Raw genomic sequence first — 22,132 nt, forward strand, 5'->3', positions numbered from 1 at the left:
AAAAGTTTTATAATTTGTGATAAGATTCACAATATTTATTAAACACTCTATTTTTTTATAAAATTTGTGATTCATATCACACAAATATATAATAAAAAAATAAAATTAATAACCAATGGAGTATAAGTGGAGTATAGAATAAGATAAGAACTAAAATAGAATGAAAAACAAATGTAAAAATAATGTTCATTTAAACAAGAAAACTAAATACGTCTTTGATACTCAGCAATAATATGTAAAAAAGGCTGTGCATAACGCTCTAGTTTTTTAAAACCTACTCCATTAATTTGTAACATTTCTGATAATGAAGTTGGCATTTCACGAGCCATCTCTTCAAGCGTTGCATCATTAAATACTGCATAAGGTGGGATGTTATCTCGATCTGATAATTGTTTGCGTAATTGACGTAATTGATTAAATAAGACCCGATCGCCTTGGCGAGCTTGTTGTAGATGAGCGTGATTAATCATAGAAAGATTTTGTCGAGGCAAGGCTAGTGATAATGGAATTTCACCACGCAAGATAGGTCTGGCTGCTTCCGTTAGTTGCAATGCAGAAAAATTGGTAATATTTTGCGTTAAAAAACCAAGATGAACTAATTGGCGGATCACACTATGCCAATATTCTTGTGTATGATCTTTGCCAATCCCAAACACAGATAATTTATCATGTTGTAATTCTTGGATTTTTTGATTATTCACACCACGCAATACCGCAATCACATAATAGCTACCAAAACGCTGTCCAGTACGATACACCGTAGAAAGTATTTTTTGTGCATCAATCAATCCATCATATTTTTTCGGTGGATTTAAACAAATATCACAATTTTGACAAGGTTGATGACGATGTTCAGCAAAATAGTTGAGCAAGACCAAACGGCGACAAGTCTGTGCTTCTGCAAATTCCCCCATCGCTTGTAACTTATGCTGCTCAATCATTTTTTGCGAAGAATCGGGTTTCTCTTGCAATAATTTATTTAGCCATAAGTAATCTTGATGATCATAGAATAATACCGCTTCCGCAGATAGATCATCTCGTCCTGCCCGCCCTGTTTCTTGATAATAGGATTCTATGCTACGAGGTAAGTCATAATGCAGAACAAAGCGAATATTCGGTTTATTAATCCCCATACCAAAGGCAATCGTTGCCACAATAACCTGAATATTATCACGTTGGAAATCATGCTGTGTTTGTTCTCGAACTTCATTACTAAAGCCTGCGTGATAAGGTTTCGCCGCAATTCCTCGTCGTTGTAATAATTCAGCCAATCGCTCCACTTTATTCCGACTGTTGGCATACACAATGCCACTTTTACCTTTTTGTGCTAACACAAACTGGACTAATTGTTCTTGCGGTTTAAATTTTTCTACCACGGTATAACGAATATTAGGGCGATCAAAACTACCAATATAAATAAATGGTTGATCTAAATTGAGTAAAGATAAAATATCCTGTCGAGTTACCTGATCCGCCGTGGCAGTTAATGCCATAATTGGCACATTAGGAAATACCCGAGTAAGGCTACTTAATCGTGCATATTCAGGACGAAAATCGTGCCCCCATTGCGAAATACAATGTGCTTCATCAATTGCAATTAAACTCACCTGACATTGTTGGATAAAATAGAAAAAGGCGTCTGTCATCACTTTCTCAGGTGAAATATAGAGTAATTTTAATTGTCCTGATAACGCTTGATGTTCTGTAGCTCGTTGTTGTTCTAGTGTTTGGCTAGAATTTAGATAAGCAGCAGCGACACCATTTGCAACCAACTGATCCACTTGATCTTGCATTAACGCAATCAATGGTGAAATCACTAACGTCAACCCCGAGAAACACAATGCAGGAATTTGATAACAGAGTGATTTTCCACCACCTGTTGCCATTAAAATAAAACTGCTTTGCCCTTTTAAGGTTGCTTCAATAATTTGTTGTTGACCTTGGCGGAATTGCTGATAGCCAAATACATCTTGCAAAATTGTTTTGGCATATGTGAGAGAAAGCGGAGAGTCGTTCTCGATGATCTCCGCTTTATCATTATGGTTAGAATACATTGTTTAAGCTAATACCAATCCCAATGCGATCAATAGAACGATTATAGTCTAATAATGATTCACCATAACCGTGATAATACTGTGTATATAAACGCACATATTTAGCAATTGGATAGCTCCAAGATACCTCAACACCACCTTTATTGGTTGAAGTATTATAACGAGCTGTTGTTTTCACAATATGATCGCCAAAGCGATAACCGATACTTAAATCTCCATAACCATAATAATCAACAATATCAGGATTATCATCACTGGTAGATTTTTCTGGAATACGCCAATAAGGTTTAAGTTCTACTAACCAATCATCTTTGGTAAAACTTGCACGCAAATAAACTCGATTCCAACTGCGAGATTTGCCTAATTGATCATTACGACCATTAGAAAGATGTACTACCCCAGTTTCAACATCGGCTAATGTCCAACCCCACCATAATGGATAGTCAGTTGCCCAAGCAACAAATAGTTGTGGCTGATAATTACTTTCTCTGAAAGGCGAAGATTGATCACGATTACTTAATTGGAACCAAGAGCGTTGCGTATAAGCTCCTGCTAATACCGAATTTTGTCCTAAAATACCTTTCCAAAGAGGTAATGCAACACTAATTTGAAACTTCACTTCATCATGCTTCATATTTTCAGGATAATTAAAATTCCGATTAGAATAAGTTTCCATTAAATAGTTTTGTTCATAAGGTCTTAAGCCAACAAAATTCTCAGGTGCCGCGGTTAGCAATAACGCTGTCCGACTCTGGTAAGGCAAGACACTTGCCATTGTCGCAGGCACAGCAGCTAACGTAGATAAAACTAAAAAATAATGAGTTAAACGCATCGATCTTATTCCTTTTATTAATTATACAAATGTGACCTGTTCACCATGTGCAACACAAGCTTTCGTTAAGTATTCCCAGAAATTTTTTCCTTCTGCATTTAACCACTGCTCTTGTTGATAACTAAAGTGATAACCACCCAATTTACTTGCTAACCACAACTCTTGTAATGGTTCTTGCTTATTGATCACAATTTGACTGCGATCGGCAAAGGTAATGGTAAATACTGAACCTTGAGTATCACAATCGACATCACAATCTTGCTCTTCTAATTGTTCTTCGATTTGTTGCCAAATTTGCTCCACTCTTTGATGATATTCTGCATTATTCATAACATCCTCCTAAAAAATAGCAGCCCATTATAGAGATTTTCCCTTCTTAGAGATAGCACAAAGCACAAATTAATGGTAAAAAGAACACCTATTAAACGAGGAGTTAAGTTATGAAAAAAGTATGGTTTATGCTGTTATTAAGTAGTGTTTGTTTTAGTTTAACTGCTTGTGGTGTAAAAGGGCCTTTATATCAACCAGCTAACGATCAACCTATTCAACAACAAAATTCACAATAAATTTCGAGGTTTAAGCAATCGTCTATGGACTATTTTAATTATAAAAATAATCAACTGATGGCAGAAGAGTTAGCTGTCAGTTCGCTAGCACAACAATTCGGTACCCCACTCTATATCTATTCTCGTGCCACTTTAGAACGTCATTGGCACGCTTTTGATTCAGCACTTACAGGGCATCCACATCTTATCTGTTTCGCCGTAAAATCTAATCCTAATATTGCATTATTAAATTTATTAGCAAAATTAGGTTCAGGATTTGATATTGTTTCACAAGGTGAATTGGAGCGTGTTTTAGCTGCTGGTGGTGATCCAAGTAAAGTGGTATTTTCTGGAGTAGCAAAATCACATACGGAAATTGCCCGTGCTTTAGAAGTGGGTATTCGTTGTTTTAATGTTGAGTCTGAAGCTGAATTACTCAGAATTAATGATGTTGCTGCCCAATTAAATAAACAAGCACCAATTTCATTACGAGTTAATCCTGATGTGGATGCCAAAACCCATCCTTATATTTCAACAGGCTTGAAGAAAAATAAATTTGGTATCAGTGTTGCTCGTGCCAGAGAGGTTTATCGTTTAGCTAAGCGTTTAGGTAATATCCAGATTGTTGGAATGGATTGTCATATTGGTTCGCAACTCACGGAAATTCAACCTTTCTTAGATTCTGCAGATCGTTTATTAGTTTTGCTAGAACAATTACGCCAAGATGGCATTGAATTACACCATTTAGATTTAGGTGGTGGCTTAGGTGTTCGTTATAGTGATGAAACCCCTCCTCATCCAACAGAATATGCAAGTGCGTTATTAGCAAAATTTGCAGACTATCCTGAATTAGAAATCATTCTTGAGCCAGGGCGTGCGATTAGTGCAAACGCAGGTATTCTAGTAACTAAAGTAGAATATTTAAAATCAAACGAGGATTTCAATTTCGCGATTGTTGATGCTGGAATGAACGATATGATTCGCCCAGCACTTTATCAAGCCTATATGGAAATTATCGAAGTTGATCGTACACTAGATCGAGAAACGCGAACCTATGATGTTGTTGGGCCAATTTGTGAAACCTCTGATTTTTTAGGCAAAGGTCGTCAACTTGCCATTGCTGAAGGTGACTTCTTAGCCCAACGTTCTGCGGGGGCTTATGGAGCAAGTATGGCATCTAACTATAATTCACATCCAAAAGCAGCAGAAGTTTTAGTTGATGGCAATAAAGCCTATCTCATCAAAAAGCGTGAAAATTTTGCTGAATTATGGGCAAATGAACAGTTAATTGAAGAATAACGCTTATTAAATAAACTCATCTTTTTTAGCCTTTATAGGGGATTAACTTGATTTTATCCCCTGTAAGAGATATTATTTCTTTTATCCTCTATAAGGAATAAAAAAGATGAATACTTATATTACAACCAGTAAATTACTCGCTCACACTTTACGTGAATATCGTTATCGTGCTGGCTTATCTCAAGCAGATATTGCTCGAATAGCTAATGTCAAACAATCAACAATCTCAGCATTTGAAAATCATCCTGAAGCCACCAAAATTGAAACTTTTTTTAAAATTTTATTTGCTTTGGAATTAGAACTTTCTGTCCAACCTCGTCCCAATCAAAACAATAAATATGCTACTCAAGACCCAAACACAATAAATAACGAGGATTGGTAATGCGTGATCGCTTATATATTGCAATGAATGGCGAATTAGTTGGTCATTGGTCAAAATTAACCAATGGAGCAACTGAATTTTGTTATGTAGAAAGTTGGTATCAATCTAAGCATGCACGCTCTATTTCTTTATCTCTCCCTTTATCGCAACGAGTTTATCGTAGTGAAGTTGTTTATAATTTTTTTGATAATCTACTCCCTGATAGCGATGCGATTCGTGCAAGAATCCAACAACGATTTCAAACTACAACTAAGTCACCTTTCGATTTACTTTCTGCAATTGGTCAAGATTGTGTCGGCGCAATTCAACTTTATTCAGATGCACCAACACCAATACATAAAATACAAGCAATACCATTAACTGATACAGAAATTGAATATCTCTTAAAAAATTATCAAACATTTCCTCTTGGAATGGGGCATTCCTCACAAGAATTTCGAATTTCTTTGGCTGGTGCACAAGAAAAGACCGCATTACTTTATCATCAAGATCAATGGAAACGCCCTATTAATGCCACGCCGACTAGTCATATTTTTAAGTTACCAATAGGCTTAGTCGCTCAGAACCAATTAGATTTATCGACAAGTTGTGAAAATGAGTGGCTTTGTTTACAAATCTTGCAAAAGCTTGGTTTAATTGTACCTAAAGCCGATATTGCACAATTTGGTCAAACAAAAGTCTTAATTATTCAACGTTTTGACAGGCGTTGGACCACTGATGGAGAACAACTCCTCCGTTTACCACAAGAAGATATGTGTCAAGTTTTTAATATCGCACCTGCTCGAAAATATGAAAATGATGGTGGTGTAGGAATACTACAAATTATGGAACTATTAAAAGGTTCATCTACTCCACAACTAGATAGAGAACAATTTTTTAAAGCCCAAATATTATTTTGGCTGCTATGTGCAATTGATGGCCACAGTAAAAACTTTAGTTTGTTCTTAAAATCAGGTAATCGTTATTGTTTAACGCCTTTTTATGATGTTATTTCAGCTTATCCATTAATTCGGCCTCGTGGTTTACAGAAACAAAAAATAAAAATGGCGATGGCCTGGTATGGCGAAAAAGAAAAGCATTACTTGTGGCATAAAATCCAATTACGACATATTTTTCAAACTGCATCATTAGTAGGATTAACACAACAGACAGTAGAAGAATTATTACATCAGATTTATCTAAATTATCCTAAATTATCAGAAATTAAAGTAAGCCATTTACCCGATTCTATTGTTGAACCAATTCTTTTAGGCATTGAAAGGCAAATGAAAAAAATTAATGGATGATGTCGGATACAACGTATCCGACATAAAATTAATGTTCTTGATGACTTTTTAAGTAAAAGAGAGCAACCGTAGAAATTAATAGTACGATTGCCACGCCAATATATAAACTCTGTTTATCCCAACCTTGATCTAACAAGATACCAGCAATTGTTGGTGCTAAAATTGCCCCGATCCGACCTACACCAATTGCAGTACCCACACCAGTACTACGAATATCCGCAGCGTAAACGCTTGGATTTAAGGTATAAAGTCCACTAATACAACCATTAATTAATGCACCGACTAAAATACCTAAAACCATTGCTAACCAAAGAACTGAACTTGATAAAATAAATAATACTACGATACAAGCCGCTGCAACTGTAAAAAAGAGTAATACAGATTTTGCACGCCAATAAGTCGCAATAAAACCATATAACAACGCTCCAGCTGTTCCACCTAATGAGATCATCATACCAATACTGACACTCTGTTCGACTGTCATTCCAGCTTCTTTAAGTAATGCGGGTGTCCACGAACTAATAAAATAGAAACTAAACATAATTGAGAAAAATGCGAGCCATAATAATAGGCTTGAACGGCGATAAGTTGGCTCAAGTAAGCGAGTAAATGAAAAACGCTGCGAGTCACTAATAGAAACTTTTTCAGGTAATTGCCATTGATCACCTAATCCCATTTTAGTGGTGATACGATTTAATCTAGTTAACGCATTTTTTGGCTGTTTAACTAATAAAAATTCGAGTGATTCAGGTAGCCAGAATAGAATGATAATAAAACAAATTGTTGTTAATACCGCACCAGCTAAAAAAACTGCACGCCAACCATATTCTGCCTGCAACATTACTGAGAACATTCCACCCAATACTGCACCAACACCGAAGCCAGCCGCATAAATACTGATCGCTAGACTACGCCAACGCTTAGAAGAATATTCACTCGTCAGTACATTGGTACCAACTAAAATTCCGCCGACGCCCAATCCAGTAACCACTCGCCAGACACCAAGCCAAAATTGACTGCCTGCAAATGCCGAACCAAACATACCAATAGCAGAAAGTAATACTGCAATAATTAGTAGCGATCGGCGTCCAATTTTATCGGCAACTGGTGCTAAAAATAATGAACCAGCAGCCATTCCAAATAGCCCTGCACTTAATAATGTACCTAATTGCACACCACTTAAGCCAAATTCTTGACGAATTGCAGTTGCAGTAAAAGCAAGGGCTAAAACATCAAATCCATCTAATAAATTCATAATTGCCGCAATGACAACAATTCCCCACTGATAAGCCGTCATTGGACTACTACTAATCTTATCGCGTAAATTCATACTACTTCCTTTTTTATCTATTTATCACCACCAAGGTCTTAGATAATAACGGAAATAAATCAGCAAAGGAATGGATATTAATAGGGATAAAAAAACAGTAGCCAAAATGACTACTGTAAAGTTGGGGGATCATTAGAATTATTATAATTATTAAGGGGAATCTACTAGCAACTGATGTTTTTTATTAATCTTTATGTTTTCTATGATGATGTGGTTCTTGTTGTTTTACCTCATTACGTAAAATTTCAGAAGTTACCGCATCAATACGAATTTCTTTAATTTGTTTCTCCTTAGTCAAAATTTCTACATCATAAATTGGATTACCTTGTTTACGAGGGTGAAACTCTGCTTCTAATGCAGTACCACCTACCTTCTGTTGTGCAATCTCAATTGCTTGTGGCAACGTAATTTTACTTGCTCCAACAGCTTGCTCTAAATGTTGTTGAAACTCTGTTGGCGGTGGTGGTGGATTATTATCACTAGCAAATACATACGGTACAGGACCTAATGAAAATAACGCTATTGAAGATACTGCAATTAATTTTGAAGTTAATTTTGTCATGATATTCACCTTTATTTTTTTATCTATTTTCTATTGCTGGAAAAAATTTGTCTCCTTTTGTTTCACAGCGAGAAGCAGTGTAAAGGGTGAAAATTAGAGAAAAATTAGTAATCACTGCTTTATTCATTTTGGTTATTTTTATTTCTTTTTTCATTACTGACAAACTGCCGAAATCTCGTTATAGTAAATGCCTTTTCAATTTCATAAATAATTAGAAAAATAAAAACGATATTTATGGCAAACATACAACAATCAATTTCTCAAGGAATACGAGATACCATTCCTGTACTTATCGGTATTATCCCTTTCGGTTTAGTCCTTGGTGCACAAGCTACTGCACAACATATGATCTTATGGCAAGTCCCTTTTATGACAGGAATTAACTTCGCTGGTGGTTCTGAATTCGCCGCTATTAGTTTATGGGCTTCACCGCCTCCATTATTATTAATTGCTTTAACGACTTTATTAGTGAATTGTCGCCACATTCTGATGAGTGCTACTTTAGCACCTTACCTCAAAGGCCTACCATTATCTAAGTCATTAATTGTTCTCTTTTTTATGTGTGATGAATCTTGGGCATTAGCACTCAATCATCATAAAAAACACGCTTTAAAACAATTAAACCTGAGCTACTATTTTAGTGTTACGTTATCGCTTTATATCATATGGATTCTTTCTAGTGCGATTGGTGCATGGGTTGGGCCTATTATCGGTGATATTCGGGTTTATGGTTTAGATATGGCATTTGTTGCCGTATTTTTAGTGTTACTTAGAGGAATGTGGAACGGGTTACGTCCTGCGATAGCTTGGGTGGTCAGTTTAGTTGTTGCTGCACTTTCATATAAATTTATCGAAGGTGCTTGGTATGTGCCATTAGGTACACTAAGCGGCCTAGCGGTAACTTGGTGGTTGGAGAAAAGCAAATGAGTTGGGAAGTTTTAACTATTTTAGCTATGGCCTCAGTCACTTATTCAACACGTTTGCTTGGCTTTTTTCTCTTGCAAAAAAAGCAGCTGTCTCCAATGGCACGTAATTTATTGGCTCAAGTTCCAGCGTGTGTATTAATTTCTGTTATTGCACCAGAATTTACCAGTAGTCATCCCGCTGATTGGGTGGGATTAATTATCACTTTATTGGCGGCTATTCGTTTCTCTTTTCTCCCAACAGTGACAATCGGTATTATTGCGACGGCATTAGCACGCCATTTTCTTGGTTAACGAATAAACACGAAAAACAGTAAATTTTAGCCTACGGAATAAATTTAATTTACTGTATTTCACCAAATAGGTGCTAATGCTAGAATACGGGCAATTTTTTTGTTTTATGATGGAATTTTATTATGCGTACTAGTCAATATTTACTTTCTACTCTTAAAGAAACACCTGCAGATGCAGAGGTTGTTAGTCATCAATTAATGTTGCGTGCTGGGATGATCCGCAAACTTGCCGCTGGCTTATATACCTGGATGCCAACTGGTGTGCGTGTACTTAAAAAAGTAGAAAAAATTGTGCGTGAAGAGATGAATAAAAGTGGTGCGATCGAAGTGATTATGCCCGTTGTTCAACCAGCCGACCTTTGGCAAGAATCACAACGTTGGGATCAATATGGTCCTGAATTACTTCGCTTAAATGACCGTGGCGATCGTCCATTTGTATTAGGCCCAACCCATGAAGAAGTTATCACTGATTTAGCTCGTCGTGAACTCTCTTCTTATAAACAATTACCACTCAATCTTTATCAAATTCAAACAAAATTCCGTGATGAAGTTCGCCCACGTTTTGGGGTAATGCGTTCACGTGAATTTATTATGAAAGATGCTTACTCATTCCACTTAACCAGAGAAAGTCTACAAGAAACCTATGATGTGATGCACCAAACTTACTGCAATATTTTCAATCGTTTAGGTTTGGATTTCCGTCCAGTACAAGCTGATACTGGATCGATTGGTGGAAGTGCTTCTCACGAATTCCAAGTATTAGCTGCAAGCGGAGAAGATGATATCGTTTTCTCCACTGAATCTGATTATGCAGCAAATATTGAATTAGCCGAAGCATTGCCATTAGGAGAAAGAACAGCAGCGACCGAAGAACTCCGTATTGTAGATACACCAAATGCGAAAACCATTACTGCATTAGTTGAACAATTTGGTTTACCTGTTGAAAAGACAGTGAAAACGTTAATTGTACATGGTGTTGAAAAAGGTAAGTTAGTAGCGTTATTAGTGCGTGGTGATCATGAATTAAATGAAGTGAAAGCAGAAAAATTACCACAAGTAGCCAGCCCATTAACATTCGCAACAGAAGAAGAAATCCGCGCAGCTGTTGGTGCAGGTCCAGGCTCTTTAGGTCCGATTAATTTACCATTAGAAATCGTCATCGATCGTACTGTTGCTAATATGAGTGATTTTGGTGCGGGTGCGAATATTGATGGTAAACATTATTTTGGGATTAACTGGGAGCGTGATTTACCAATACCAGAAGTTGCCGATCTGCGTAATGTTGTTGAAGGCGATCCAAGCCCTTGTGGAAAAGGGACATTACAAATCAAACGAGGCATTGAAGTGGGACATATTTTCCAACTTGGTACTAAATATTCAGAAGCAATGAAAGCTACTGTACAAGGGGAAGATGGTAAGCCGCAAATTATGATGATGGGTTGCTATGGTATTGGGGTAACACGTGTGGTTGCTGCTGCCATTGAACAAAGCCATGATGAACGAGGTATTATTTGGAGTGATGCTTTAGCCCCATTCCAAGTAGCGATTGTCCCAATGAATATGCACAAGTCACCTGCTGTCCAACAATATGCAGAAGAACTCTATCAAACCTTACAACAACAAGGTATCGAAGTGCTATTCGATGATCGTAAAGAACGCCCAGGTGTGATGTTTGCAGATATGGAACTGATTGGTATTCCTCATATGATTGTAATTGGTGAGAAAAATCTAGAAAAAGGTGAGATTGAATATAAATCACGTCGTACAGGTGAAAAACAGATGGTCGAGAAACAACAGTTAGTTGAGTTCATTACGAATAAATTGAAATAATTGTAAATTGTTATAAAGTTATGAAGGCTTGGTTAAAATCAAGCCTTTTTCTTCTTTGTAATTAAATGGTTCATTCAGGAGGTACTGTGTTAAAACTACAACGATATAAACAAGCTACCAAAGAAGCTAAAATTACTTTAGTTTTGGCAATCCTTTATGTGATTGGTTGGTGCTTATGTGCTTATCTACCAACAGGTACTCATGGTCCACTAGGTTTCCCACTTTGGTTTGAATTAGCTTGTATCTATTTACCGATCCTGTTTATTGTAGTTGGGTACTGGACCATCCGTATCTTCTTCCAAGACATTCCACTAGAAACTCCAGATGACAAGGAGTAGTCATGAACTTAGGTGTTATTTTTCCATTAGTCATCTATTTAGTTTTTATTTTTGGTGCAGCACTTTATGCGTATAGCAAACGTCATCAAGGTGATTTTTTAACTGAATATTATGTTGGTAACCGCTCAATGACAGGTTTTGTCCTCGCAATGACCACTGCAGCAACTTATGCCAGTGCAAGTTCTTTTGTGGGCGGGCCAGGGGCAGCCTATAAATTTGGACTTGGTTGGGTGTTACTCGCAATGATTCAAGTGCCTGTGGTGTGGTTAGCCTTAGGGACATTAGGAAAAAAATTTGCGATGTTATCACGAGAAACAAACGCATTAACAATTAATGATTTACTTCTCTATCGCTATAAAAATAAATATTTAGTCTGGATCTCTTGTATTGCACTACTCCTCGCCTTTTTTGCAGCGATGACCGTACAATTTATTGGTGGGGCAAGATTATTAGAAACGACTATCGGCCTAAATTACACACAAGCATTATTAATTTTTGCCGTTACCGTAGGACTTTACACCTTTATCGGTGGTTTCCGTGCCGTAGTGCTTACCGATGCAATTCAAGGAACGGTGATGATTCTCGGGACAATTATTCTACTAGGTGGTGTGATTTATGCGGCTGGTGGCGTTGAGTCAGCAGTAACAAAATTAGGTGAAATTGATCCTGCTTTAGTTTCACCTTATGGTCCTAATGAGATGTTAAGTTTTTCCTTTATGGCCTCTTTTTGGGTATTAGTCTGTTTTGGCGTCATTGGTTTACCACATACCGCAGTTCGCTGTATGTCTTACAAAGATAGCAAGGCATTACATCGAGGTATGATTATCGGCACTATCGTATTAAGTATCATTATGCTTGGTATGCACCTTGCAGGGGCATTAGGGCGTGTCATCATTCCTGATTTAACCATTCCTGATCAAGTCATTCCTGCATTAATGGTCAAAGTCTTACCTCCTATTGTTGCTGGTATCTTCTTAGCAGCACCAATGTCGGCAATTATGTCCACGATTGATGCACAACTTATTCAATCCTCATCTATTTTTGTCAAAGATCTCTATCTTTCTGCTAAACCAGAGAGTACTAAAAATCAAAAGAAAATTAGCCGTTTTTCTTCTTTGATTACCTTATTGCTCAGTGCCTTATTAGTGTTAGCCGCCTTAAATCCACCAGATATGATTATTTGGCTAAATTTATTTGCCTTCGGTGGTTTGGAAGCAGCATTTTTATGGGTTATCATTCTCGGTCTTTATTGGGAAAAAGCCAATGCCTACGGTGCCATTGCTTCTATGGTAACGGGATTAGGTATTTATATTGGTTTTACAACTGCAGCAATTAAGCCATTCGATTTACACGCAATCGTGCCATCACTCGTATTAGGTTTAATTGCGTTCTTAATTGCAAACAAATTTGGTGAAAAACGAATCAAGGATAATTATGGCGTGGCTACAAATTAGATTAAACAGTACAAATGAACAAGCAGAACAATTAAGCGATATTCTAGAAGAATTAGGTGCGGTATCCGTGACTTTTATGGATAGCAAAGATACACCTATATTTGAACCTCTACCAGGTGAAACACGCTTATGGGGTAATACAGATGTGATGGCATTGTTTGATGCGGAAACCGATATGCAAGCAATTGTTGAGGCTCTGTTTGCTGAACAAGCGATTACAGCAGAAACCGCTTATAAAATTGAACAAATTGAAGATAAAGATTGGGAAAGAGAATGGATGGATAATTTCCACCCACTTAAATTCGGTCAACGATTATGGATCTGCCCTAGCTGGCGTGAAATTCCTGATCCAACTGCGGTAAATGTGATGCTTGATCCTGGTTTAGCCTTTGGTACAGGTACCCATCCAACCACCGCACTCTGTTTAGAATGGTTAGATTCACTAGATCTTAATGGTAAAACAGTGATTGATTTCGGTTGTGGCTCAGGTATTTTAGCGATTGCTGCCTTAAAACTTGGCGCAAAACAAGCCATTGGTATTGATATTGATCCGCAAGCGATTCAAGCTAGCCGTGAAAATGCCAAACGCAACAATGTCGAAGATCGATTACAGCTCTATTTATCTGCTGATACACCAAAAGCTCTACAAGCAGATGTGGTAGTCGCCAATATCCTTGCTGGCCCATTAAAAGAATTAGCACCAATCATCTCGACACTGGTTATTCCACAAGGGCATTTAGGGTTATCAGGTATTTTGGCAACACAAAGTGAAGCCGTCGCTACTGCCTATAAAGCTCAATTTACTTTGGACGAAGTGGTGGAAAGAGAAGAATGGTGTCGGATTACGGGCCTCAAAAAATAATTACGATTAATATTATTTGATAACATCAATCTCTATTCTAAAAATAGAGATTGATCCAATTTGTTGATAAAGCCATATTTATTCATTTTTAATTTATTTTTCACACAAATTAAGATTCAAGTTTTGCTATAAAAGCACTCCATTTTCTACTTTCCTCAACAATAAACTTGTACAAATTCGTGAAATTCTTGTACTTTTCCGTAAAGTGAAACATTCTTTATGTCAATAATTGTGTTTAAGATCACAAAAACATAAAAAACACCTCAAAACAACAAATAAATTTACAAACAAATCTAAAATAAGTGTATTCTAATGGAGCGTTATTAGTAACGGTTTATTATTTTTTTGCAAAGTCATCTCTATTTAATATTAATAGTAATTAAGGAACAACATCATGAATCATACTTACCGTCTTGTTTGGAATGCGATACTCCAAGTGTGGCAATGTGCTTCAGAAAATACACGGGCTAAAAGCAAAAGTCACTCGGTGAAAACCGCGACGGTGGCTAGTCAAATTCCCCCTCCCCTAACAACAAATTTAACTAATTATTTCAATCTCTTAAAATTTAAACCGACTTTTCTCTATTCTGCAGTTGCTTTATCGCTACTTGCTCTTACCCCACAACTGAGTTTCGCCGATGAGATTCCTTATACTTGCAAGATTGGCGCAAGTGTGACGAATGAGGGGGTCCCTCGTGGTACTCAACTTAGCCTGAATTCGGGTACGCCCCTTTGTCCAGATCGGATGTATGTATCAAACACCAACACGTTAACCATTCGTGGAAAAGGGACGCTATTGAATCTTACCTACAATAATCCTGGGAGTGCTGCTCTCACTATTGGCGCTGGGCACACAGACGATTCAGCAACCGTTAAGGTAAGCGATGGAGCCACCTTAAGCACAGAGTCCTTTATTGATGTAGGGGCGTACTACAACAAAAACCCTTTGCGAGGAATAGGTAATGGTACATTGATGATTGATAATGCGAATGTACTGATTAACTGGAAAAATGACCCAGAGTTTTTCGGCAGAGGAATTCTGGCTGTGACAAATTATGGTCGAGGAACAGGTCTTGTTGAAATTTCTGGCAAGAGTTTTGTCTATGCTGATAAAGGGATTAAACTCGGCGATTTGGGCGGCAGCAAGGCAGGTGATGCTACCCTAAAACTCAATGGTGGGCAGCTTTTCTCCGATATTTATCGAGGCGTGCATATTTTAAATGCAACTCAAGAAAATCAATCAATAGCCACTAACCATGCTACCTTTGCCTTTGGTGGTGGTACCCTTATTCTGGCTAACCGTAGTGCTCAAGCTGCATTCATTACCCCCACCCTGTTCTTTGATGGCTTTGATAGCTCGTTCACTGATAAAGCAGAGAATAAACGCTACAAAATCACCGTAGGGGATAATGATATCAATCTACTACTTCATGAGTCATTAGGGGGTAACGCTGTCATTCAAAGTCCCAAGGTAGAGATTACCCCTGTGGGATCAGGTGGTCTTACACTTAAAAAATCAGAAATCAGCAACCTAGATGGTAGCCTGATTCAAGGTGGTGGTACTTTAGTACTGACTTCTGAGAATAAATATAAAGGTACAACTCATGTAGAAGCCGGTACCCTAGAAATCGGGGGTGAGGGTTATGTAGGCGTCAAAGATAGAAGAATGGTAACAAATAAGGAAGGAACCGTAATCCAAAGAGATGAGAGTGGAAATATCCAGTATGGTGATTACGTTGGGGTAAATCGTAGCTATACCCTCGATAATTTGCCAAGTTATACCAAGGACAATCCTGACGATGTTATCTATACCTTTGGTGAGACAGGTGATGTCGGTGAGGGTGATGTCTATCTCGGTACTGAGGATAGCCTTGGTACCTTAAAAATCTCTCGCAGTAATGAATTCACGCTAGATAACCCTGTTCACGGTCATGGTATTCTACGTCAATCAGGAAGTGGTGAAACTTACTTGACAAGCACTTATGATTATGATGATAAAACCATTGTTGAAAAAGGGACATTAACCTTAGATGCTACCGCTAAAATCACGCAAACTTCTGCCGTTGAGATAGGGGCTGGGGCAGCCTTTGAGCAAGGAGCTACCCTTAACCTACGCACTGGCAGTGAACTTATCGCAAAAGGCCCGATTACCTTAGCCACTAATCAAGGTAAAGGTATCCTTAATGCCGAACAAATGCGTTTAGGGGCAAGTACAATACAAAAAGCCGCCGATGGACAAAGTGCAATAGTAACGTTTGATGGCACTACCTTAGCGATTAGTGATAGCGGACTTTTATTTGATGGCTTTAATTCTGATAAAGCGGCGGATGCTAATGCCCCAGATAGTATTGAGCTTAAAACAAAAGGCTTAAATCTAGAAGTTGCCGCAGGGCAAGTGAGCCGTCAAGCGGATAAAGCTGTCTTCTCAGGTGAAGGCAATCTGATTAAATCAGGTACAGGACAATTTGTATTACGTGCAGCCAATACCTTTACTGGCAATACGGAAGTACAAAACGGGAGCTTAAAACTGGCGAAAGCAAATGGCTTATTACCACAAGGCACTATCACTATTGACGAACCAGCCGACTTCACGATTGAAATGGAAGACCAAGGGGATAATACCTTAGCCAATACCTTAATCGGTAGCGGAAAATTGATTAAACGTGGTGCAGGGACAACCAAACTCACTGCCAACAACCAAACCTTTAGTGGCGATGTCTTTATCCAACAAGGTAATATTTATGCTGAACACCTTAATCAATTAGGTAGTGGTAAACGTATTGTCTTAGGTAATGAAAATGCATCAAGTGCGACAGCAAGAGCAAAAACCACCGCAGCAGCAATGGCAACCGAAACCGGTACGTTAACCCTTAATCTGGCAGAAGATGCTCGTTTAAACCGTGATATTCTTGGACAAGGGGATGTGATTAAAAATGATGGCTTTACCTTAAGTTTACTGCCAGATTACCACTATACTTTTACTGGCAATCTACAAGTGAATGCGGGTGAGCTATTCTTAGCGAAACAGGCGAATGTGGAAAATGCTCACGTCAACATTGGCCAAGCGACTTTACATGCGGCGAGTGGTTTACACCAACTTGGTGGCTTAACCCTTGCCCCGACGAGCCAAGTGAAACTTTATGCCAATAGCTTTACCGATTACTCGCAATTACAAGCGAAAGAGGCAGTGACCTTAGCAGGGGCATTATTTGTCGATTCCAGTGCTTGGAATGAGGTCAGTGAAGGAAACGGTAAAATTTGGAATGTTATCCGTTCTCAACAAAGCCTTTCAGGTACATTTACTGAGTATCAAGACAATAACGTTCTCTTTGATTTCGTTCCAGAATATGATTATGCCAATCAAGCAATGCACTTAGTTATGAAACATTCTGCAGAGTGTGCCAATACGAGTGCGGGTATCATTGGTTGTTATATTCCAACCAATAAGCCGAATATTACCCCAACGGAATTGGAACAATCTGTTCCATTGCTTACTGGCTCAGGTAATTCTGTCCTCAATAATGATTCCAGTCGATTGGCATTATATATTCCACGTACCCCTTGTACTGCCCAATTTAATCGTGGTGAACAAAATGTTTGGGTAGAAACCTCGGGTAACTGGGATAGACAACGGTTCCAAAATATCTCAACAGGCTATCGTGGTCATCATAATGATGTTGCTGTAGGTACCGATACTTGTGTGGAAAATAAACATCTCCGTCTTGGGGTCATGGCTGGATATGCGTATTCTGATGTACATAGTGTTGGCACCCCAGCAATTCACAATTTTGATAGTGATTTATTCCAAATGGGTATCTATGGCGACAAGATGTTCTCTTCTAAAGTCGATATGGATTTCCAAGCGGGGTATGGTAAAGCCTACATTGATGGCAAACGCTATTTACCTTTTGCGAATTTAGTGGCGAAAGCCAAATATCAAGCAGATATTGCTTATGCAGGATTAGGCGTGAATTATCGGATGGAGAATATTTCGCCATTCTTACGTGCAGATTATGCCTTAATTAGCAGTAAGGGCTATCACGAAACGGGGGCAAATGTGTATAACTTTATTGTGAAGTCCCAATATCGCCAATCTTTACTTTTCCAAGCTGGGGTGAATTTCGATAAAGCGGTGAATGAGAAATTTATCGTTAAAGGTCAAGTTGGGGTAGGTATTGAAGCGTTAGATGTGAAAAATTATATCGAAGCGGCATTTGAAAGCAGCCCTGACCATTTCTTTACTACACCAAGTGCGGAACGTGGTCGCTTGTATGGCAATGCGAAATTAGGCTTTGATTATCACTTAGAGAAAAATGTAACTTTCTCCGTTGATTATCGCTTAAGAGGCAACCAAAGTTATTATGAAAATAGCTTAATGGCGAATTTGAAAATTACCTTCTAACTCTCATTACTATGGGAAACAAACACCACAGCCAAAAGGTTGTGGTGTTTTTTTGTATTTACCGTCTAATTGATCGCAAGAAAGCATTAGTACGAGGATTGGTACTTAGTTCAAACAACTGTTCTGGCGTACCTTGTTCAATAATTTGTCCATCTCCCATCAAAATCACATGATCTGCTACCTCACGCGCAAACTGAATTTCGTGGGTTACAATAACCATTGTCCAACCTTCACTCGCCAATGATTTCATTAATGCCAACATCCCTTGTACTAATTCTGGATCTAGAGCAGAAGTTGGTTCATCGAATAACATCAATTCAGGCTCGATTGCTAATGCACGTGCAATTCCTACACGTTGTTGTTGTCCACCTGAAAGTTGGAATGGGTAGAAGTTGGCTTTATCCGCTAACTCCACACGCGCTAATAAATGGTGAGCTTTTGCTTCGGCTTCTGCTTTTGGTACTTTCTGCACCACAATTAGCCCTTCAGTGATATTCTCTAATGCGGTTTTATGGGGAAACAAATTATAGTTTTGGAACACCATACCGCTTTTTTTACGTAATGCTTGAATTTTTTCTTTGGTTAATGGTTTAGCAAAATCAATCACTAATGAACCATCATCAAAGGTAATTTCTCCCGCATCAGGTGTTTCTAATACATTTAAACAACGCAATAATGTGGTTTTCCCTGATCCAGATGCTCCTAATAGGACGATCACTTCCCCTTTATTAATGCGTAAATCTATCCCTTTTAATACTTCGTGATCCCCAAATGCTTTATGTAAATTTTTAATTGATAACATACTTACCTCGCCACATACCGTTCAAAATGTTTTTCTAAGCGTTGTTGAACATAACTTAATACGGCACACACAACCCAATACATTAAGGCTGCTTCGCAATAAATAAGTAAGAATTCATAGGTGCGAGAAGAAATGACGTTAGCTTGACGCATCATTTCTGGTACTAATACCACACTCGCTAATGAGGTTTCTTTGACTAAACCAATAAAGCTATTGGATAGTGGTGGTACTGCGACTCGCAACGCTTGCGGACCAATAATCCGAAAAAAGTTTTGCCAATAACTCATCCCAATGGTATAGCCCGCTTCCCATTGCCCTTTAGGTACAGAAAGAATCGCTGCACGAACGGTTTCAGAAGCATAAGCCCCTGTATTCAAAGAAAATGCAATAATTGCAGTTGGTAATGGATCTAATGTAATACCTACGTTCGGTAAGGCGTAGAAAATAATAAAGAGTTGGGCTAATAGTGGTGTACCACGAATCGCTGAAATATAAAAATTAGCAATCCAATTCGCTACTTTATGTAACAAATTTTTTTGTGGAGTCACACGAATTAACGCAATCGCTAACGCAATTAGCATCCCAAGTAAAAACGAAATAATGGTTAGTGGAATTGTAAAATAAACCATTCCTTCTAACATAGGCAAAAAAGCATCAATCGCGATTGATGCTTTATTATCATCCATCCAAGGAAGTACACTCAAAATTGAGTGGAAAAATGCGGTAATACTCTCCGCTAAATGACTACTCACTAATATCTACTCCGAAAAATTGTTTAGAAATGGCGGCTAATTTACCTTCCTTTTTCAATTCTGTTAAGGCTTGATTTAATTTTTTTAACTTTTCTTCATCACCTTTGCGCACAATGAAACCTGCAGTAACTTTACCTTCTTCAGGTAAATCAATCACTTGGATCTTATCATTCGCATTTAATTTTTTCTGATAATAAAGAACCGCCAACCGATCATTCAAAGTAAAATCTACTCGCCCTTGAGCTACCAATGCCATTTCCTGTCCTAAGCCACCTTCCACAGGGATTACTTCTCCCTGATTTTGGCGTACTATGTCAGCAAAATTGCTGGTAAAAGCTAATCCACCTTTTAGTCCTTTTAAATCTTTTACTGAATGAATATTTTTAAAATCAGTACGAATCGCTAATGCTGCACCAGAATAGCTATAAGGTAATGAACTTTGATACTTTTTGCTACGTTCTGGATTCATAGATACTTGATTCACTACGGTATCAAAGCGCCCATTATTTAAGCCAGCTAACAAAGCATTCCATGCAGTTTCTTTAAACTCAATTTTTAAACCTAACTTTTCTGCCACAGCTCGTGCAACCTCAACATCGTATCCTGTTAATTTGCCCGATTCATCATGATAAGTAAAAGGCGGATACATTCCCTCAGTCCCTACTGTTAACGTATCTTTTGTCATCCAATCAGCTTGATCAGCTATTGCAACTGTCGCACTAAAAGTTGTTAACACTATCAATCCTTTAATTAGGTTACGAATGAACATATCCACCTCCACTTATAAATTTTATTTATTATTCAAGTACTGAAACGTCTTCACCAAAGAATTGTGTAGAGAGTTCTTTCAATTTGCCCTCTTTTTTCAATTTTTCGATAGCCGCATTAAATTTCTCAATAACAGCTTGATTACCTTTATTAAAGACAAAACCTGATCCCACTGGTTGTGATTTATCACGCAATACAATTTCTAAGTTTGCATTTGGATGTTTATGTAGGAAATCTAATACGGCAAGACGATCATTTAAAGTTATATCAGCACGCTTTTGTAGCACTAATTGAATCGCTTGTGCTAACCCATCTACACCAACAATTTCAGCCCCATTTTTTGTGGCTAATTCACCATAGTTACTGGTAAATGATTGTGCAGATTTTAATCCTTTAAGATCTGCCCAATCTTTAACACGTTGATCGCCTTTACGAGCTACGACCACTGCACCTGAATAACTATATTCAGTTGTTTTATCATATTTCGCTCGACGTTCTGGTGAGGTTAAACCAACTTGGTTAGCCACTAAATCAAAACGGTGATTGTTTAAACCAGATAACATCGCATCCCATTGAGTTTCTTTAAATTCAACTTTTACGCCCAATTCTTGCGCCACTAAACGAGTCAACTCCACATCATAACCTGTTAACTTGCCTGACTCATCGTGATAAGTAAATGGAGGATAAGTCCCTTCTGTCCCAACAATGATAGTACCGTGATCATTAACACGCTTAGCGAGATCTGCCGCTGCTTCATCATTAGTTAAGGCGAATGCAGATTGTGCTAAAACTAAGCCTAAAGATAAGAAAAAAGTACCTTTTAAGTAATTTTTAATTGTTATTTTCATAGTATTGTCCTTTGCAATAAAATTTGAATTTTTACAAGTGCAGTTTAGTCATAGCCTAAACAGAAAGAAAATAGCTTTTTGATTTTATTTATAACTAAAAGTTATATAATTTATTTTCGTAGAGAAGCCCCTTGCATCAACGATGAAACTGTTCTCTCCCGAACAATATTTGATATGGAGTGCTTATGAATGTCGAAATTAAAGCATTAATTGAACAAGCTGATTTAGCCATTACTGAAGAACGTTTTGATGATCTGATCGAGTTTTATACAGAAGATGCCATTTTAGTTATCAAACCTGGCTTACAAGTACAAGGAAAAGCAGCAATTAAACAAGCATTTATCAAAATTGCTGCTTACTTTAAAAATAGTATTAAACCAACACAAGGCAAAATGATCATTTTAGAAACCAACGATACTGCTTTGGTACTATCGCAAACCTTTTTAGCTGCAGATAATCAATCTACATCTGAATATAGTATGGAAAGGCAAGCTACTTATATATATATAGAAAAATCGAAGGAAAATGGTTATGTGCCATTGATAACTCATATGGCACAACTTTATTAAC

Annotated in this window: 21 protein-coding genes; 12 read left to right on the forward strand and 9 right to left on the reverse strand. The window is 37.8% G+C overall.

The genetic code is table 11. The features are described from left to right. Positions 1 to 203: 203 nt before the first annotated feature. Genes recQ through cyaY form a run of 3 tightly spaced genes read right to left on the reverse strand, consistent with a single transcriptional unit; the run spans position 204 to position 3,216 of the window. Positions 204 to 2,054, reverse strand: a complete 1,851-nt coding sequence (gene recQ / locus ACFFHT_RS05830) for a DNA helicase RecQ (protein ID WP_382374352.1) — start codon at positions 2,052 to 2,054, stop codon at positions 204 to 206. Further along, positions 2,044 to 2,886: a phospholipase A gene (locus ACFFHT_RS05835; protein ID WP_382374354.1), complete on the reverse strand. Its 843-nt coding sequence runs from the start codon at positions 2,884 to 2,886 to the stop codon at positions 2,044 to 2,046. Before ACFFHT_RS05835 ends, recQ begins: the two co-directional genes overlap by 11 nt. A gap of 21 nt (positions 2,887 to 2,907) precedes the next feature. Further along, positions 2,908 to 3,216, reverse strand: coding sequence for an iron donor protein CyaY (gene cyaY / locus ACFFHT_RS05840; RefSeq protein WP_382374356.1), 309 nt, complete (start codon positions 3,214 to 3,216; stop codon positions 2,908 to 2,910). 110 nt (positions 3,217 to 3,326) lie between these two features. Between cyaY and lptM the strand changes: the two genes are divergently transcribed. The 4 genes from lptM to ACFFHT_RS05860 all read left to right on the forward strand — a co-directional run bounded on the left by lptM (position 3,327) and on the right by ACFFHT_RS05860 (position 6,398). Further along, entirely contained in the window at positions 3,327 to 3,452 is a 126-nt protein-coding gene (lptM, locus tag ACFFHT_RS05845; RefSeq protein WP_382374358.1) for an LPS translocon maturation chaperone LptM, read from the forward strand. 24 nt (positions 3,453 to 3,476) lie between these two features. Continuing rightward, positions 3,477 to 4,730, forward strand: coding sequence for a diaminopimelate decarboxylase (lysA, locus tag ACFFHT_RS05850; protein ID WP_382374360.1), 1,254 nt, complete (start codon positions 3,477 to 3,479; stop codon positions 4,728 to 4,730). Between the two features lie 106 nt (positions 4,731 to 4,836). Further along, complete coding sequence (locus ACFFHT_RS05855) at positions 4,837 to 5,112, forward strand: helix-turn-helix domain-containing protein (RefSeq protein WP_382374362.1); 276 nt, start codon at positions 4,837 to 4,839, stop codon at positions 5,110 to 5,112. Then, on the forward strand, positions 5,112 to 6,398 hold the full coding sequence (locus ACFFHT_RS05860) for a type II toxin-antitoxin system HipA family toxin (RefSeq protein ID WP_382374364.1): 1,287 nt from the start codon (positions 5,112 to 5,114) through the stop codon (positions 6,396 to 6,398). Before ACFFHT_RS05855 ends, ACFFHT_RS05860 begins: the two co-directional genes overlap by 1 nt. Positions 6,399 to 6,426: 28 nt before the next feature. On the opposite strand, the gene ACFFHT_RS05865 is transcribed toward ACFFHT_RS05860, so the two are convergent. Then, positions 6,427 to 7,728, reverse strand: a complete 1,302-nt coding sequence (locus tag ACFFHT_RS05865; RefSeq protein WP_382374366.1) for an MFS transporter — start codon at positions 7,726 to 7,728, stop codon at positions 6,427 to 6,429. 184 nt (positions 7,729 to 7,912) lie between these two features. Then, complete coding sequence (locus tag ACFFHT_RS05870) at positions 7,913 to 8,290, reverse strand: PepSY domain-containing protein (RefSeq protein ID WP_382374368.1); 378 nt, start codon at positions 8,288 to 8,290, stop codon at positions 7,913 to 7,915. A 234-nt stretch (positions 8,291 to 8,524) separates the two neighbouring features. Between ACFFHT_RS05870 and ACFFHT_RS05875 the strand changes: the two genes are divergently transcribed. The 7 genes from ACFFHT_RS05875 (at position 8,525) to ACFFHT_RS05905 (ending at position 18,392) form a co-directional block, all read left to right on the forward strand. Then, positions 8,525 to 9,217: an AzlC family ABC transporter permease gene (locus ACFFHT_RS05875; protein ID WP_382374370.1), complete on the forward strand. Its 693-nt coding sequence runs from the start codon at positions 8,525 to 8,527 to the stop codon at positions 9,215 to 9,217. Further along, entirely contained in the window at positions 9,214 to 9,507 is a 294-nt protein-coding gene (locus ACFFHT_RS05880) for a branched-chain amino acid transport AzlD family protein (protein ID WP_382374372.1), read from the forward strand. The genes ACFFHT_RS05875 and ACFFHT_RS05880 overlap by 4 nt, the downstream gene beginning before the upstream one ends. Positions 9,508 to 9,629: 122 nt before the next feature. After that, on the forward strand, positions 9,630 to 11,336 hold the full coding sequence (gene proS / locus ACFFHT_RS05885; protein WP_382374374.1) for a proline--tRNA ligase: 1,707 nt from the start codon (positions 9,630 to 9,632) through the stop codon (positions 11,334 to 11,336). 86 nt (positions 11,337 to 11,422) lie between these two features. Further along, a complete protein-coding gene (locus ACFFHT_RS05890) occupies positions 11,423 to 11,674 on the forward strand; it encodes a YhdT family protein (RefSeq protein ID WP_382374376.1) in 252 nt (83 codons plus the stop codon). Positions 11,675 to 11,676: 2 nt separating this feature from the next. Beyond that, on the forward strand, positions 11,677 to 13,128 hold the full coding sequence (gene panF, locus ACFFHT_RS05895) for a sodium/pantothenate symporter (protein WP_382374378.1): 1,452 nt from the start codon (positions 11,677 to 11,679) through the stop codon (positions 13,126 to 13,128). Beyond that, positions 13,109 to 13,990, forward strand: coding sequence for a 50S ribosomal protein L11 methyltransferase (gene prmA, locus ACFFHT_RS05900; protein ID WP_382374380.1), 882 nt, complete (start codon positions 13,109 to 13,111; stop codon positions 13,988 to 13,990). The genes panF and prmA overlap by 20 nt, the downstream gene beginning before the upstream one ends. Before the next feature lie 394 nt (positions 13,991 to 14,384). Continuing rightward, positions 14,385 to 18,392 carry an autotransporter domain-containing protein gene (locus tag ACFFHT_RS05905; protein ID WP_382374382.1) on the forward strand — a complete coding sequence of 1,336 codons (4,008 nt, stop codon included), beginning with the start codon at positions 14,385 to 14,387 and terminating at the stop codon, positions 18,390 to 18,392. A 58-nt stretch (positions 18,393 to 18,450) separates the two neighbouring features. Here ACFFHT_RS05905 and ACFFHT_RS05910 read toward each other — a convergent pair whose 3' ends face one another. The 4 genes from ACFFHT_RS05910 to ACFFHT_RS05925 are packed head-to-tail and all read right to left on the reverse strand — an operon-like array spanning position 18,451 to position 21,562. After that, entirely contained in the window at positions 18,451 to 19,194 is a 744-nt protein-coding gene (locus ACFFHT_RS05910) for an amino acid ABC transporter ATP-binding protein (RefSeq protein WP_382374384.1), read from the reverse strand. A gap of 2 nt (positions 19,195 to 19,196) precedes the next feature. Beyond that, a complete protein-coding gene (locus ACFFHT_RS05915; RefSeq protein WP_382374423.1) occupies positions 19,197 to 19,880 on the reverse strand; it encodes an amino acid ABC transporter permease in 684 nt (227 codons plus the stop codon). A gap of 58 nt (positions 19,881 to 19,938) precedes the next feature. Then, positions 19,939 to 20,715, reverse strand: coding sequence for a transporter substrate-binding domain-containing protein (locus ACFFHT_RS05920; RefSeq protein WP_382374386.1), 777 nt, complete (start codon positions 20,713 to 20,715; stop codon positions 19,939 to 19,941). Positions 20,716 to 20,743: 28 nt separating this feature from the next. Next, on the reverse strand, positions 20,744 to 21,562 hold the full coding sequence (locus ACFFHT_RS05925; RefSeq protein ID WP_382374388.1) for a transporter substrate-binding domain-containing protein: 819 nt from the start codon (positions 21,560 to 21,562) through the stop codon (positions 20,744 to 20,746). 185 nt (positions 21,563 to 21,747) lie between these two features. On the opposite strand from ACFFHT_RS05925, the gene ACFFHT_RS05930 reads away from it, so the two are divergent. Continuing rightward, complete coding sequence (locus ACFFHT_RS05930; RefSeq protein WP_382374390.1) at positions 21,748 to 22,131, forward strand: YybH family protein; 384 nt, start codon at positions 21,748 to 21,750, stop codon at positions 22,129 to 22,131. The last annotated feature ends 1 nt before the right edge of the window (position 22,132 follow it).

Origin of the sequence: Gallibacterium melopsittaci (assembly GCF_042433085.1) — a bacterium.
Taxonomy (GTDB): Bacteria; Pseudomonadota; Gammaproteobacteria; order Enterobacterales; family Pasteurellaceae; genus Gallibacterium; species Gallibacterium melopsittaci.